Source organism: Hafnia paralvei ATCC 29927 (genome assembly GCF_001655005.1).
Taxonomy (GTDB): Bacteria; Pseudomonadota; Gammaproteobacteria; order Enterobacterales; family Enterobacteriaceae; genus Hafnia; species Hafnia paralvei.
In genome coordinates, this window is the sequence record NZ_LXET01000038.1 from 46,438 (window position 1) to 59,956 (window position 13,519).

The window sequence follows — 13,519 nt, forward strand, 5'->3', positions numbered from 1 at the left end:
CGAAGTATCAGATCACAGGCGGTAAGTGTACACAATGAATAAAGCACCGGTTGCAGCAAAACATCCGCACGTCATGGAAATCCATGGCGACACTCGAACCGACAATTACTATTGGCTGCGCGACGATGAACGCAGTGATGATGCGGTTCTTAGCTATCTTAAAGCTGAAAATGCTTATACTGAAGCCTGTATGCGCGGCGAAGAAGCACTCCGTCAGCAGTTATTTAGTGAAATGGTTGAGCGCATTCCGCAAGAAGATGAATCGGTGCCTTATCAGCGAAATGGCTATCGGTATCAGTCTCGTTATAAGCCAGAACAGGAATATGCGCTTTACGTGCGCCAGAAGGTTGATACTGGTGAGAACGCGGAATGGGATCTGCTCGTTGATAGTAATGAACGCGCGCAGGGGCATGATTTCTACGCCTTGGGTGGACTTGAGGTTAGCCCTGATAATCAACTAATGGCAATCGCCGAAGATTTTCTTTCGCGCCGCCAGTATGACATTCGCATTAAGCGTTTAGGCGATCAGGGCTGGTACGATGAAGTGCTGGAAAATACCGCTGGTCATTTTGAATGGACGAATGATTCAGCCTCGCTTTACTACGTGCGTAAACATCCACAGACGTTGCTGCCATATCAGGTATATCGCCATCGTCTGGGGACTTCTGTGGCGGACGATCAGCTCATCTATGAAGAAACGGATGACACGTTTTATGTGGGTTTGGAAAAAACGATCTCTAACAAATATATCCTGATCCATATTTCTAGCACGACCACGTCTGAAATATTAATGCTGGATGCGGATGATACCGATGCAACGCCGCAGACGTTCCTCACTCGCCGTCGCGACCATGAATATAGCCTCGACCATTATCGTGATACGTTTTATATCCGCTCGAACAAAGAGGGTAAAAACTTTGGTCTCTATCAGTCGGCTTCTATCGATGAGAAAGCTTGGCAGCCGATTATCTGCGCGCGTGATGATGTCATGCTTGAAGGCTTCAGTCTTTTCAAAGATTGGCTGGTGGTGGAGGAGCGTGAGCAGGGATTAACCCATCTACGTCAGATCCACTGGCAGTCTGGCGAGGAAAAACACATTCGTTTTGACGATCCCACTTATATGACGTGGCTGTCGTTTAATCCAGAGCCGGATACCGCACTGCTGCGCTATGGTTATTCATCGATGACTACGCCAAGTTCTGTTTTCCAGATTGATTTGGATAGCGGTGAGCGAACTTTGCTGAAGCAACAAGAAGTGAAGAACTTCGATTCGGGCGCATACCGCAGCGAACGATTATGGGTTTCCGCTCATGATGGGGTCCAGATACCAGTTTCCATCGTTTATCGTCAGGATATGTTTAAGGCTGGACAAAATCCGGTGTTGGTTTACGGCTATGGCTCTTATGGTAGTAGCATGGATCCGGCGTTTAGCATCAGTCGTTTGAGCCTGTTAGATCGTGGTTTTGTCTTTGCGCTAGCGCATATTCGTGGCGGTGCCGATCTCGGTCAACAATGGTACGAGGACGGTAAACTGCTTCATAAGCAAAATACGTTCAGCGATTTTATCAGCGTAACGCAGCATTTGGTTGATGAGCAGTACGCCAATCCTAAGCAAGTATATGCCATGGGCGGTAGCGCCGGTGGTTTACTGATGGGAGCGGTGGTGAATCAGGCTCCTCAGCTCTATCACGGGATAGTGGCTCAGGTGCCTTTTGTCGATGTTGTCACGACGATGTTGGATGAATCTATCCCCCTGACAACCGGTGAGTATGACGAATGGGGTAACCCAAATGATGCTGAATACTATCACTATATCAAGCAGTACAGCCCTTACGATCAGGTGAAAGCCCAAGATTATCCGCATATGCTGGTGACCACTGGGCTCCATGATTCCCAAGTACAATATTGGGAACCCGCTAAGTGGGTGGCAAAACTGCGTGATATGAAGACGGATAATAATCAGTTGCTGTTGTATACCGATATGGATGCAGGGCACGGTGGTAAATCAGGGCGCTTCAAAGCTTATGAGGATATTGCCTTGGAGTATGCTTTTATGCTGGCCTTAGCCGGTATTCATCAGTAAATTTTAATGCCTATGCTTTCGAGCGTAATATCGCCTCAAGCATGGGCTTTTTTATTGAAAATTTTTCTCTATTCGCAAGGATCCTCTGATGCCTTTTCTCTCAATAAATGACCGTCAAATACACTATATCGATCGCGGTGAAGGCTTGACGTTGCTGCTGGGTCATAGCTACATGTTTGATTCAAACATGTGGGCGCCTCAAATCGAGGCGTTAAGCCAGCACTTTCGCGTTATTGCACCTGATTTATGGGGACACGGGAAGTCAGACCCGCTGCCGCAATCGCGGCATTCTCTGAAGGATTTAGCTTGCGATCACCTCGCGCTCATTGATGCACTAGGCATCAACGAATTTGCGATCGTAGGGCTTTCCGTTGGGGGAATGTGGGGGGTAGAACTCGCGGCGATGGTTCCCGAACGTGTGCGAGCCTTGGTGTTAATGGATACTTTTGTTGGGCTAGAGCCTGAAGTGACATTCAAAAAATATGATGCGATGCTTAATGCGATCGAGGCGGCTGGAAAAGTGCCTGCTGCGTTAGTTGAACAAATTGCCCCCATGTTTTTCCGCCGTGACCCCTTGCCGCATTTAGTCGAAGCATTAGCCGCGCATTTAAGTGATATGTCTGAATCGGCTTTACGCCAAAGTATTGTGCCACTAGGGCGTATGATATTTGGCCGCGGCGATAACTGCCCGCTGCTTGAAGAGCTGGAAATGCCCGCATTGGTGATTACGGGTGAGCAAGATGCACCAAGACCACCGCTAGAAGGCTATCTGATGGCTGAATTGCTGAATTGCAAACAACTGATCGTCCCACAGGCAGGGCATATTTGTACGCTTGAACAGCCAGAGTGGGTCAACCAAGCCTTGCTGAATTTCCTAGCACCGTTGAAATGATGGGGCGTGATGATAGAGCAGTAAAACGCGGCTGATTTGATGCCTTTGCGAGATAAAAGAAGGGGCCTTTAGGCCCCTTGTTGCATTCACATACTGTCTAGATTCGTTAATTACCGAATTAGAACTGGTAAACAATACCCAGTGCAACGATGTCATCGGTGTTGATGCCAGCGTTGTTGGTGAAGCGGTTGTCATCCAGCAGGTTGATTTTGTAATCAACGTAGGTAGACATGTTTTTGTTGAAGTAGTAAGTCGCACCAACATCAACATATTTCATCAGATCTTGGTCGCCATAGCCGTTACCGAGGTCTTTACCTTTTGACTGCAGGTAAGCAACGGATGGACGCAGACCGAAGTCGAACTGGTACTGTGCTACGATTTCAACGTTCTGAGATTTGTTAGCAAAGCCATAAACTGCATCTGGACCGCTTGCAGAGAAATCACCGAAACGGTTAGCGTTATACGCCTGAGTATACATAGCTGCTAAGTATACGTTGTTAGCGTCATATTTCAGACCACCGGTGTAGATGTCTGCTTTATCGCCATGGCCAAATTTCATGCGGTTCTGATCGTTGGTACGGTCAGATGAAGAGTAAGCCGCCGCTGCGCTTACGCCCCAGCCCAGATCGTAGGACAGAGACATACCGTAACCGTCGCCGTTCTGACCTTGAACGTCACGGCCATTGTTGGATTCGGTTGGGCTATCGTTTTTACCCTGGTACTGCAGAGCGAAGTTCAGACCGTCGACCAGACCGAAGAAGTCGGTATTACGGTAGGTCAGCATGCCGTTACCACGCTGGAACATAAAGTTGTCAGCACCGTAGGTATCGCCACCGAATTCTGGCAGCACGTCAGTCCATGCGCCGACATCATAGATCACACCGTAGTTACGGCCGTAATCCAGAGAGCCGAAATCGGCAAATTTCAAACCAGCGAAGCCAACACGGGTAAAGTTGTTGTTATCTTGGCTTTCAGTATGGTTCAGGTTGGCTTGGTATTCCCACTGGCCATAGCCGGTCAGTTGGTCGCTAATCTGAGTTTCACCTTTGAAGCCGAAACGCACGTAGGACTGATCGCCGTCAGAACCGTTGTTATCGGAGAAGTAGTGCAGACCATCTAATTTACCAAACAGATCCAGCTTGTTGCCGTCTTTGTTGTAGATCTCTGCAGCGTTAGCTGCGCCTGCAACTAAAAGTGCAGGGATGATTACTGCCAGCAGATTACGTTTCACTATGATATTCCTTCTTAGTTTTTTGACCGGCCAAGGTCAGATATATGTGCCACTGCTTATTTATGTTTTTTTACACTTGCTGTGTGAACTTAAGTGCGTTCCATCAGTCAAAGTTCACGCTACAAGCATAGCCTAATAATATGTTTAATGCGCTACAAATAAAAAGTGCAAATACGACGTTTATTTATATTTTATAGTAATTAAATGTATTAAAATGTAAATGAGGCTGAGGTTAATATACAAATTCGCTGGCGAATAAACTGTTTTTTCCTTTTAAAAAGATATCGTTAAGTGACGACTCATATGCTTGATGTTGACTGGAAAATGATAATTTGCCAGCGACCACACAAATTGCAAATTGAAGTGAAAATTATGATGTATAATTAAATCTCATCATTGTTACTGCATTTTTTTACTGTGTCTTAAGATTCTTTTTAAGCCGAACTCCTATTAGAGTTCGGTTTTTTTTTATCTTTTATATTTTTAAATTCATTTAAAAACAATAACTTAGTTATTGTTTTTGTGAGGGTGTCTCAATGGAAAATATATTGGTGAGGCTGTTTGTCATGGTCTATAATTAATAATTGCTTGTCTAAAAATGCTGTTTTTAAGTTTGTTTTTGATTATTCGTGCGTAACCTTAGGTATAGGTTTTTTCTGTTTCCTCTTCAAACTTGTATTTTATGTATTCGTTTGTTTTAAAAATAACGCTTTTGATTATTCATGCTAAATCATAAATGAAGAGCACGTATTGTTAAGAAATCACAGTCTCTATATAAAAATAAACCAATTTGTTCATTGTTTAGCCCATGTCAATCTGAGGCGGGCAACATGAAATAGAGTGGATTTTTTTCGGTGGGAATATGGTCAGGATGGCGTTCTATTATTCAACTGCTACGGAGTATTTTCACTGGAATAAGCCTAGAGACAGAAATCGCTCAGAGTGAAAGTGAGTTAAGCTGAATCAATTGACTAGATAATTCCGAAGGAAAGATTTGAACAACAAAAAACCCGCCGTAGCGGGTTTAAGATACGAGATACGTTTACTTATTACTCACCATCGGGATGTGCGCGTTTTGCTCTCTTCTCTGCGCGTTTCTCTGCAGGGCTCTTCAACGGTTTCTTCTTCGCATTCTTTTTGCTATCCATTCCCTTACTCATTTTGGCCTCTCTTAACCGTAGTTAGGTTGGTATGCCTGTTAACTAAAGCTCTCTGAGACCAAACTTGCAAGCACCATTTTGTATAGATAGTTCAATTGTATGATTTTTAAGGTGTTATTGATCTGGTTTATTTCGCAGTGAAAGCATTAATGCTAAGGCAACGTCGAGTTACTAGCAAAACGTAAATAGTAAGTTGTCATTTTGTAGCAGATAGCATGGTAATGAATTGAGTGAAAATGTAAGATTAAAATCAATATGCTAGCGTATTTTGGGTGTTCAAACGAAATGCGTGGGCTCAGTGGTACCGATTGGATTTATCTTCACCTGCCTCTAACAAAAGGAACGCAACCGCCATGAAATTGATCAAATCAACCCAAATACATCTTTCAGGACTCTGCGCCGCGCTGTTGTTGAGCGTATCACCTCAGGTTTTTGCACATGCTCATCTTACCGAGCAAACCCCAGCGGCAAAAAGCGTGGTGAGTGCACCCTCCGAACTGACTTTGGTGTTTAGCGAGGGAATTGAACCCAGTTTCAGCAAAGTAACGGTGGTTGGCCCTGAAAAGAAAAACATCACAACCGGTAAGCTGTTGGTGACAGGCGCCGATAAAACACATGTGTCACTGCCACTCTCCCAGCCGTTGGAGCAGGGCGAATACAATGTTAACTGGAATGTGGTTTCCGTCGATGGACATAAAACTAAAGGCGAATACACCTTCTCTGTGAAATAAGGCCAATCATGAGTATTGCGGCTCTTTATGTGTTATGCCGCTGGATTCATTTTGCCAGTGCATTACAGATATTTGGCCTAGCGCTGTATGTTGGGTGGATCGCTCCACCCAAATTGCGCAACGGCTTGGAAAAGCAGCTTAATCCATTGCGTGGCGTGTGTTTAACGCTTTGTGCATTAAGCTCTTGGCTGATAGTGGCATTGCAAGCGGGACTGATGGGGGATGGGTGGGGCGATGCCTTCCAACCTATGATTTGGCTTGCAGTGATGCAGACAACCTTTGGTGAGGCGTGGCTGTTCCAACTGATATTCTCTTCACTACTCGTGGCTGTACTTTGCCTCCCAGCAGTTATGCGTCGTGGAATGCTCATCATATTGGCATTCGCATTGCTTGTTACCTTAGCGCGAACAGGGCATGCCTCGGCAGAGCAAGGCGTTCTCGGTATCGTCCATCGACTGAACAACGGTGTTCACTTACTCAGTGCAGGATTCTGGTTTGGGGGCTTAGTTCCGTTTGGGTTATGCATTAAAGAATTACAGCGCCAGACCGCGGCGAAAAATTTCGCTATGGATGCTGTGATCCGTTACTCACGCTGGGGACACTTGGCTGTGGCATTCGTTATCGCAACGGGGATGGCGAATACTATTTTGATATTAGGTCATTGGCCGTTGGACTTTAATTCTCTCTATGAGCGTTGGCTGTGGGGGAAAGTCTTGCTGGTGGCCGCGATGGTGGCTATTGCACTGTATAATCGTTATCGCGTGGTGCGCTCTATTGGCAGCAATCGACAACAAGCTTTTATACTGCTGGCGCGTAATGCGGCGGTAGAGTGGGTATTGGCGTTGCTGGTGTTGGCTGCGGTAAGTTTTTTCGCCACACAACCGCCAATTTAGATAGGATAGTCTCAGGTTAAGATTGAAATATTGTGGAATTCTGCGATGAAAAAACGTGTTGTATTGACAGGAATATTGGCGATTTGGGGCTGTACCGTATCAGGCAGTGCTTTGGCTGCTCGCACAGTGGAAACCGTGAGCAAGGCTCAGTTTGGTAAACAATGGGCTTTTGTCAAAGAAGAAGTGCAATTGCAATGTACTAAAGATCACGCGTTGTTTGTGATCAACGCCAGTACGTTGGCGCAGTATCCGCTCGATGAGAAAGCGGCAGAATTGGTCAAAACAAAAAAAATGGCTGCTCAGCCGCTAGAAACTATTCTGTTAGACGACCCAGATAATGCGGGGCATAAAATGAGCGTGGCTCCTTTCATTGAGCGTGCGCAGCAACTTTGTCAGTAGATACTGTGGCTCATCTGAACCAAATGAAGCGGCAACGAAGCCGCTTCTTTTTGTTTATGGGAACGGAATGATGTTAGGTGGCACCTGCCAGCGTGCCACTGAGTGTGATTTATGCTGCGGCTGGCATACCGCATAGTTTGGTTAAACTTCGAGCGCCAACCATGACGGTGGCAACGTAGGATTGACGGCGGGTCACAACTTCCACCGCGATGAGTTTATCTCGATATTTAATATGGTAAGTAGAAGGCCATCCTTGACGGGCAAGGCCATAGGCTTTGGCATGCTGATCGATCGCTGCATGCGCGACAACGAGGTGAGAGAAGTTTGTATCGCCTTTAATGATTCGCTTCATAGAGGCTCCGTAATACATAAATCCATCAAATTATTAGTCTGTCAGTACTAAGCTGACCTCTTTGTTATAGCACCAATATCAATAACATTGCAGCATGACTTTTTTATGACACGATCCGGATCGGTTTTAACGAAGCAAAGTGCTTATTTATTGAACAGCTATTTTGTATATCTCTCGCAAATTGTCATCGCTGGGACGAAAAAGATCTTTTAGGGTGATCCCAAAGATCCTTTTATGAATTAGCACAACGAAATTGGTGGTAAGGATGCTAGTCTGGTACTAGGCATCACATAAAAAGGATATGTTATGACACCAATATTCACGTTGACGCTAGCGCCTTCCTTAGACACTTCCACAACCACTGCTAAGCTGTATCCCGATGGCAAATTGCGATGTTCTGAACCTATCTATGAACCCGGCGGCGGCGGTATTAATGTGGCGCGCGCTATTGCTCATCTTGGTGGAAAAGCCTGCGCTATTTTTCCTGCAGGAGGTCCAACCGGACAGCATTTGGCTGAGCTATTACAACAAGAACGTGTAGAGATCCAAACCGTAAAAACTCAGGCATGGACTCGACAAAATATGCATGTTCACACTGAAGTGACGTGTGAGCAGTATCGTTTTGTGATGCCGGGTGCCAAATTAACTACGCAGGAGTTTGAGCAATTGCGTGAATGCGTGTTAGCGCTTCCACATGGCAGTATTCTAGTCATCAGCGGTAGTCTACCTGAAGGTGTTACGGTGGCCGAATTACAGTCACTCATACGCTTAGCGCAAACGAAAGGCATTGAGTGCGTGCTAGATAGTTCGGGGCAGGCGCTGATAGCGGGGCTCGAAGTTGGCGGTCTGTTGCTGGTTAAGCCTAATCAGAAAGAACTTTCTGAGCTTAGCGGTAAAGATTTGCTTGAGGAGCCAAGTTCAGTGTTAGAAGCGGCTCAGTCGATTGTCGCTGCCGGTAAGTCAAAATATGTTGTGGTTTCTCTTGGGGCTCAAGGCGCGCTAGCGGTGGCGCAGAACCACTGGGTTCAGGTGGTTCCACCGCCGGTAAAAATGCGGAGTACCGTAGGGGCGGGCGACAGTATGGTGGGGGCAATGGTGCTGAAGTTATCACAGCAGGCCGACTTACTGGATATTGCGCGCTATGGGGTAGCAGCAGGCAGTGCTGCTACGCTCAATAAAGGAACTCGCTTATGTCAGCAGCACGATGTTAATGCTCTGTACGGCTATCTTTGCCAGCAACAGACACCGCTTAACGATGTGTAGCTTGCCAATTCATACTACCCATCATTGAGATGGGTAGAAAACTTAGTCCATCACCGTTTTATATAAGATGAGCAATGTACCTATTGCACCTTCAAATGTTGATCTCATGACAAAACCAGACATCAATAAGAACAGACCACATCCCACTATCATCCAAAAATAAAATTGCTTAATCATGACTTCTACATCCTCTAATGCAGTCATGATCTTAACATATTCATATTATGAATGTTTAAAAGTGGATGCATTTTTACTTACGTATTGGTTGACGTTATACAGAGGGCTATGTTGTTTGTTAATCAACGATGTTGCTAACTTTCTTAAAAATAGGGCATTCAGCTACCCCCATTACGCCATTTGATGAGTGCAGATAATCTGCTGCTACGATAGAGCGCGCTGTTAAGTATTTACACTTCAAACCAAGACCAGCAACAGTTTTATGGCTGCCGATAAGGATGCCATAGCCAGATAAAAATAGCGTTACATAGGTGAGTACAAATACTGCCAGAATGGTTTTCAAACCGAAGTCCCCTGAGCTTTAGAAAAGTTGTAATAAACATAGCAAGTATCTGATGGGGGGCGTCTATAGCCTAATTCTTAATGTGCAGCGGTCAGAAATTGCCCAATAGTACGACGTTGTAGAGCTGGTACCTTGCACTGTAATTTGTTGTTTTTGAAAGTTTATTCAAAATTTTTTGGTAAAAGCTAAAAATTATTTTTATAAAATTTCATTTTTTTAAATAAAGTGACATTTAAAACTATTAAAATAGTCATCTACGAAGTATTTAGCTGATGTAAATCAAGTTTATCTTTCCCTTTAGTAAGTACTCTCAAAGTGAATAATAAATGGAGGTTACATATGCTTAGGAATAGAGCATGGGTTGCAGCGATGGTATTTGCTCTGGCGCTTAATTCATCGGTAAGTGCCAACAAGGGCACCATACGTTTCGTTGGCGTTCTCGTTGAGTCTGGGTGTGAAATCACCCCTACAGTCAAAGGTTTTCATTCGTCATGTTATCAGGATGGCGACTATCAAAATCGCGCATATGAAGCGCTAAAATCGGGAGATCAGGTTGTTTTACCCTCCAACGTGGCTAATGTGCGGCTACAACCTATAGTGGGTCATCCAAACTTGGGACATTTAGTGATTAGCTATCATTAACTATTCTGCCGGTTGGGTGCTGCCAGACTCTTCTATTTTGGTAGCACTCACCTCAATTGCTTTAAGATTTTTCTCCTTGAGCCGCTATTGTAAAGTCCGGATAGTGCGTGAATGCGATCACACTAACGGCAAAACGCAGATTATTCACACCGTGTATGATCGCTGCCAATAAAGGGGAATCATTCAATGAAAAAAATATTAACTGCTGCGTTATTAATAGCGCTGGCCGGGTGTAGTAGTCCCGAATCAATAACTGCGAATAAACACCAAGTCATGGATTTAAAGATAAGCCGAGCAGCCGGTATTTATTCTCAGTGCCTAAATAAAAAGTGGTCTCATATTAATCCGGCTACCCGTTATTATAACAATAATAACACACACACGATTGCCAGTTACTTAGACGGGCAGGGTGAGATGGCTTCGGCCAAAATTCAAACTATCAGCGATAACCAATCTGACGTGGAGATTTTCTTGACATCGCGCGGCAACAGCCAACAAGCCTTGCTGGAAGCGGCGAAATCCTGCGTATAACGAGCGCGATTGAATGCCTATGTTTTAGCTGAGAGCCCATTGTTCAACGACGTTATAGATAATTAAAAGCATCAATAGCGCAACACATGACATCATGAGTCTGCTGCATAAATAATGGCGTTTTGACCAAAAGACCCAAAGTGAAAGTGTCCCTAATAATAGGGTTATTGGATAAAAGATAAAAAGACTTGCCCAAATAATGACTAATCCATCGTGGAGCATAATGACGGTTCTCGAGTGCCTTGCCACCTAAGCGACAAGGCTTAGCGAATTAGCTGAAGAATTTACCCTTAAGTATATCTAAGCCTGCGTTGACCAGCGAATTTCCCTGTGGAATTTCACCATTAGGTGATAAGCCATCGATCAGCTTAGGTAAATATGTTGCAAGCAGTTGCGATGCACTCTCAGCATTAATGCCGAGTGAGCTTGCAAGGGCAGTAATAGATTCAATGCTAAATACATTCTGAACCTGTTCGCCGGAAATCGGTTGGTTATTACCTGTACCGATCCAAGATTCAATAATGCTTCCTAGGCTTTGGCTTTTAAATTTCTCGATCAACGCGGTTATACCACCTTGTTGTTCTACCCAAGCCATAATTGCTTTGATTTGATCTGCATTCTTGCCTTGACCGCCTAGCATTCCGCCTAAACTATCCAGTAATCCCATGATATGACTCCAAACTTGGTAAATAAAGAAAACCTTATACTTCGTGAAGACAGTATACCGCGCGTGGCATTGAAGCCAATTAGCAAAGTAGGGTTAATCATCGTTTATTAGGGCAAAATTTCATCACTATTTCGACTTTAGGATCAATCCGAAAAGAAAGGTTCTTAAGGAAAAAAGGACTGAGTATTTGAATAATCTTGATTCTTCTCCTAGGCTTATAGAACACAATAGCTACAAGGAATGAGAGAATGAAATATACCAAATCAGCTGTTATGGGAATCGCTGCGGTAGCAGCGGCATTTGCTATTTCGGCTTGTAGTACTTACGATCGTGCAGCAAGTTATGTTACTGAGCCCGTCGTTAAAGATGTAAAAGTAGGTATGACTAAACAACAAGTGGTGGATATTGCAGGTCAGCCTGCAACAAGCATCACCATGGTAAATGCGCGCGGGACGTGTAGCACCTACCTAATTACAGGTACAGATAAAAAACCACAAAACTACTTTGTAAGCTTTGATGATACCGGCAAAGTATTGAATAAGGGTTACCAGTCTTGCGCTGAGTACGATACTAACCCGCAAAAATAAAATCAGGTGATAGTAATAAATTCGCGTTGACTAAGCGGCTCTTTGGAGCCGCTTTTATTTCCTTATTTTACCAATGGTTATTTATTGCGCGCCATTTAGACTATAAATTGACATAAATATAAAATCTCACTAAGCTCCAATTCAACACCGATAAATATCTGTGCGTAAGCGTTCACGTCATTCAACGCGTTTAATTCTGTTTGCTATTTAAGCAGGAGAGAAGGCGTTTCTATTAGGCTTTCTCTCAGCTGTTTTGGAGTTAGCACTGTATGTCACATCCCGTTTTTGTTAGTACACCCAAAGCAAATCATGCGCTGTTTCCTTTGACGTCGGCTGTTTTTCTTACTTATCTCACCGTAGGATTACCTTTACCTGTTATTCCATTGTACGTGCATAACCAGCTTGGTATGAGTAATACCATGGTGGGGATCGCAGTCGGTACGCAGTTTTTGGCAACCGTGTTTACACGTGGCTATGCGGGACGCCTTGCGGATCAGCAAGGAGCCAAACGCTCAACCTTACAAGGAATGCTGGCGTGCTCTTTGGCTGGAGTGGCTTATCTCTTGGCTGCGTTGCTACCTGCTGAAGCCATGACCAAGTTTGTCATTCTGCTCGTTGGTCGATTAGTGCTGGGATTTGGTGAAAGCCAACTTTTGACCGGAAACCTCACCTGGGGACTTGGCCTTTTGGGTCCTTCGCGTTCAGGCAAGGTAATGTCTTGGACGGGCATGGCTATTTATGGCGCATTGGCTGCCGGAGCACCGCTCGGGCTGCTTTTGAATCAGCATTGGGGGTTCGCAGCGTTGGGGATTTCCACTTTAATTTTACCGCTGGTGGCCATACTCATTAATTTTAAAGTCAAGGCGGTGGAACCTCATGCAGGACAACGTATACCTATGTGGAGAATGCTGGGGAAAATTTGGCAACCCGGTGTCGCTTTAGCGTTACAAGGTGTAGGTTTTGCCGTTATTGGAACCTTTATTTCACTTTTTTTTGGTTCTCATGGCTGGGGGCATGCCGGTTTAGCACTGACCTGTTTTGGGCTTTCTTTTGTCTTAATGCGGGTATTATTTGGCCAATTACCCGATCGCGCAGGGGGGATAAAAGTGGCAATCGCCTCTTTATTAGTGGAAACCGTAGGATTAGTTCTTATTTATTTCGCGAGTACGTCGGTTATTGCTTTAATCGGTGCTGCATTGACGGGAGCTGGATGTTCGTTGATGTTCCCCGCTTTAGGTGTTGAAGTCGTGAAGCGTGTCCCAGTACATATGCGTGGTACGGCGATGGGCGGATACGCTGCATTTCAGGATGTCTCGTATGCGATTGCAGGTCCACTGACTGGCATTCTGGCAACCCGCTTAGGCTATTCGTCGGTATTTGCCGTGGGTGCTGCCTGCTCTGCATTAGGGATCGTGATGATCCTATTATTTATGCGTCCGGTTTCACCGCAAGCAGTAGAGTCATAAATTAGACACAAAACTAAGGCCTCGAATGAGGCCTTAGTCGTGGAGATAACGTTTAGTTGGAATAAAGCCACTAATGGATGTTATCCCGTCCCGCCATATGGG

Annotated in this window: 14 protein-coding genes; 10 read left to right on the top strand and 4 right to left on the bottom strand. The window is 44.8% G+C overall.

Annotated elements, in window-relative coordinates:
- The first annotated feature begins 34 nt into the window (after positions 1-34).
- Together M988_RS09035 and M988_RS09040 are read left to right on the top strand one after the other, a co-directional pair.
- Positions 35-2,083: a S9 family peptidase gene (locus M988_RS09035; RefSeq protein WP_064573767.1), complete on the top strand. Its 2,049-nt coding sequence runs from the start codon at positions 35-37 to the stop codon at positions 2,081-2,083.
- An 88-nt stretch (positions 2,084-2,171) separates the two neighbouring features.
- Positions 2,172-2,975, top strand: a complete 804-nt coding sequence (locus M988_RS09040; protein ID WP_064573774.1) for an alpha/beta fold hydrolase — start codon at positions 2,172-2,174, stop codon at positions 2,973-2,975.
- Positions 2,976-3,093: 118 nt separating this feature from the next.
- Here M988_RS09040 and ompC read toward each other — a convergent pair whose 3' ends face one another.
- Positions 3,094-4,206, bottom strand: a complete 1,113-nt coding sequence (ompC, locus tag M988_RS09045) for a porin OmpC (RefSeq protein ID WP_004094994.1) — start codon at positions 4,204-4,206, stop codon at positions 3,094-3,096.
- A 1,513-nt stretch (positions 4,207-5,719) separates the two neighbouring features.
- Here ompC and copC point away from each other — a divergent pair.
- The 3 genes from copC to M988_RS09060 are packed head-to-tail and all read left to right on the top strand — an operon-like array spanning position 5,720 to position 7,389.
- Positions 5,720-6,097 (top strand): copper homeostasis periplasmic binding protein CopC, encoded by a 378-nt coding sequence (gene copC, locus M988_RS09050; protein ID WP_008813613.1) that lies wholly within the window; start codon positions 5,720-5,722, stop codon positions 6,095-6,097.
- An 8-nt stretch (positions 6,098-6,105) separates the two neighbouring features.
- On the top strand, positions 6,106-6,990 hold the full coding sequence (gene copD, locus M988_RS09055) for a copper homeostasis membrane protein CopD (protein ID WP_064573778.1): 885 nt from the start codon (positions 6,106-6,108) through the stop codon (positions 6,988-6,990).
- A 45-nt stretch (positions 6,991-7,035) separates the two neighbouring features.
- A complete protein-coding gene (locus tag M988_RS09060) occupies positions 7,036-7,389 on the top strand; it encodes a YebY family protein (RefSeq protein ID WP_008813611.1) in 354 nt (117 codons plus the stop codon).
- 109 nt (positions 7,390-7,498) lie between these two features.
- On the opposite strand, the gene M988_RS09065 is transcribed toward M988_RS09060, so the two are convergent.
- A complete protein-coding gene (locus tag M988_RS09065) occupies positions 7,499-7,741 on the bottom strand; it encodes a DUF4060 family protein (protein WP_008813610.1) in 243 nt (80 codons plus the stop codon).
- Between the two features lie 306 nt (positions 7,742-8,047).
- Here M988_RS09065 and pfkB point away from each other — a divergent pair, with 306 nt between their 5' ends.
- Positions 8,048-9,004, top strand: coding sequence for a 6-phosphofructokinase II (gene pfkB / locus M988_RS09070; protein ID WP_008813609.1), 957 nt, complete (start codon positions 8,048-8,050; stop codon positions 9,002-9,004).
- A gap of 295 nt (positions 9,005-9,299) precedes the next feature.
- On the opposite strand, the gene M988_RS09075 is transcribed toward pfkB, so the two are convergent.
- A complete protein-coding gene (locus tag M988_RS09075; RefSeq protein WP_039186601.1) occupies positions 9,300-9,524 on the bottom strand; it encodes a YobH family protein in 225 nt (74 codons plus the stop codon).
- Positions 9,525-9,863: 339 nt separating this feature from the next.
- On the opposite strand from M988_RS09075, the gene M988_RS09080 reads away from it, so the two are divergent.
- Together M988_RS09080 and M988_RS09085 are read left to right on the top strand one after the other, a co-directional pair.
- Positions 9,864-10,166 (top strand): type 1 fimbrial protein, encoded by a 303-nt coding sequence (locus M988_RS09080; protein WP_008813607.1) that lies wholly within the window; start codon positions 9,864-9,866, stop codon positions 10,164-10,166.
- Between the two features lie 186 nt (positions 10,167-10,352).
- Positions 10,353-10,697, top strand: a complete 345-nt coding sequence (locus tag M988_RS09085; protein ID WP_020303730.1) for a hypothetical protein — start codon at positions 10,353-10,355, stop codon at positions 10,695-10,697.
- A gap of 271 nt (positions 10,698-10,968) precedes the next feature.
- On the opposite strand, the gene M988_RS09090 is transcribed toward M988_RS09085, so the two are convergent.
- Positions 10,969-11,364 (bottom strand): YidB family protein, encoded by a 396-nt coding sequence (locus tag M988_RS09090; RefSeq protein ID WP_064573779.1) that lies wholly within the window; start codon positions 11,362-11,364, stop codon positions 10,969-10,971.
- Between the two features lie 248 nt (positions 11,365-11,612).
- On the opposite strand from M988_RS09090, the gene osmE reads away from it, so the two are divergent.
- Both osmE and M988_RS09100 read left to right on the top strand, forming a co-directional pair.
- Entirely contained in the window at positions 11,613-11,951 is a 339-nt protein-coding gene (gene osmE / locus M988_RS09095; protein WP_004095010.1) for an osmotically-inducible lipoprotein OsmE, read from the top strand.
- A 269-nt stretch (positions 11,952-12,220) separates the two neighbouring features.
- Positions 12,221-13,417 (top strand): MFS transporter, encoded by a 1,197-nt coding sequence (locus M988_RS09100; protein ID WP_008813604.1) that lies wholly within the window; start codon positions 12,221-12,223, stop codon positions 13,415-13,417.
- Positions 13,418-13,519: the final 102 nt, after the last annotated feature.

Coding starts and splice junctions, on each gene's coding strand:
- copD (WP_064573778.1), top strand. CDS start 6,106: ATGAGTATTGCGGCTCTTTATGTGTTATGCCGCTGGATTCATTTTGCC.
- M988_RS09100 (WP_008813604.1), top strand. CDS start 12,221: ATGTCACATCCCGTTTTTGTTAGTACACCCAAAGCAAATCATGCGCTG.
- pfkB (WP_008813609.1), top strand. CDS start 8,048: ATGACACCAATATTCACGTTGACGCTAGCGCCTTCCTTAGACACTTCC.
- M988_RS09040 (WP_064573774.1), top strand. CDS start 2,172: ATGCCTTTTCTCTCAATAAATGACCGTCAAATACACTATATCGATCGC.
- M988_RS09065 (WP_008813610.1), bottom strand. CDS start 7,741: ATGAAGCGAATCATTAAAGGCGATACAAACTTCTCTCACCTCGTTGTC.
- M988_RS09090 (WP_064573779.1), bottom strand. CDS start 11,364: ATGGGATTACTGGATAGTTTAGGCGGAATGCTAGGCGGTCAAGGCAAG.
- M988_RS09035 (WP_064573767.1), top strand. CDS start 35: ATGAATAAAGCACCGGTTGCAGCAAAACATCCGCACGTCATGGAAATC.
- M988_RS09080 (WP_008813607.1), top strand. CDS start 9,864: ATGCTTAGGAATAGAGCATGGGTTGCAGCGATGGTATTTGCTCTGGCG.
- copC (WP_008813613.1), top strand. CDS start 5,720: ATGAAATTGATCAAATCAACCCAAATACATCTTTCAGGACTCTGCGCC.
- M988_RS09085 (WP_020303730.1), top strand. CDS start 10,353: ATGAAAAAAATATTAACTGCTGCGTTATTAATAGCGCTGGCCGGGTGT.
- osmE (WP_004095010.1), top strand. CDS start 11,613: ATGAAATATACCAAATCAGCTGTTATGGGAATCGCTGCGGTAGCAGCG.
- M988_RS09060 (WP_008813611.1), top strand. CDS start 7,036: ATGAAAAAACGTGTTGTATTGACAGGAATATTGGCGATTTGGGGCTGT.